2 protein-coding genes are annotated in these 949 nt (G+C 39.6%); both read left to right on the forward strand.

Features of this window, described 5'->3' with window-relative positions:
* Positions 1–165 precede the first annotated feature (165 nt).
* Positions 166–498: a transposase gene (locus DNK84_RS13630; RefSeq protein ID WP_119345007.1), complete on the forward strand. Its 333-nt coding sequence runs from the start codon at positions 166–168 to the stop codon at positions 496–498.
* A 51-nt stretch (positions 499–549) separates the two neighbouring features.
* The coding region (locus DNK84_RS13635; protein WP_162902506.1) for a DUF4277 domain-containing protein at positions 550–949 on the forward strand (400 nt) is incomplete at its 3' end.

Raw genomic sequence — 949 nt, forward strand, 5'->3', positions numbered from 1 at the left:
CCAAATACGATGCCGAAATACTCAGACCACTGTTTAAAATCATTGTCCATAACCAGGTCGCCAACAGAACAGGACGCAACACGCCTCGGTGCGTAAACCGCAGAACAAAGACACATCCTCCACTAAAAAAAGCTCGAGGTTTATACAAAAAAGCGGCTTAACTTAGTGCCATTAAACCATAGACTTGTTGATTCAATGCCAATTGTGATGGCACAAAACAATCGTCGATTTAAAGCTTGTATTGCCTCAGAACTAGCAGATAAATCTGGATATTGCGCTGCTAAAAACCTTTATTATTATGGCGTTAAGCTTCATATTTTAGCAAGTTACCAAGTTGGCTGTATGCCTATTCCCGAGAGTATTGGATTAACTCATGCAGGAATGAATGATGGCAAGGCATATGAGTTGCTTTGCAATGATCCAAAGGTTAAACAATACACAAAATTTGGTGACAAGGCCTATCCACACACATTGATCATGCCTAATAAAGCATTTTAAAGTTTTTTCGTGTAGGATATTTCACAAAGTTATATGCAAACTGTATTCAAAATGGAAATTTTACAAACGAAGAACCTGGATCATCTGGGATTAGTAACTGGGATATTCAAGAAATTTGGGATTATTGATTTCGTGAACAAGAAGCTAGGTTTTTCTGACCAGGAGAAGGTAAAACCCGGTGAGGTTTTAGCTGCTTTATGCATGAATGGCTTAGGTTTTGCTAGCCGTCCCTTATCCTTAACGCCCCAGTTTTTTGAAACGAAGGCCCTTGATGTTTTATTTGATCAAAAGATAGAGGCATCTGATCTGAATAGACACCGGTTGGGTCGTGTTTTAGATGCGATTCATGATTATGGTTGTGAGCTACTTTACACTGAGATAGCAGCACATGTTTGCGATCAGCTTGACCTTTGCCAGCGCTTCACGAGTATTGATACGACTAGTTATTCAG

Origin of the sequence: Facilibium subflavum (assembly GCF_003574485.1) — a bacterium.
GTDB lineage: Bacteria > Pseudomonadota > Gammaproteobacteria > Francisellales > Francisellaceae > Facilibium > Facilibium subflavum.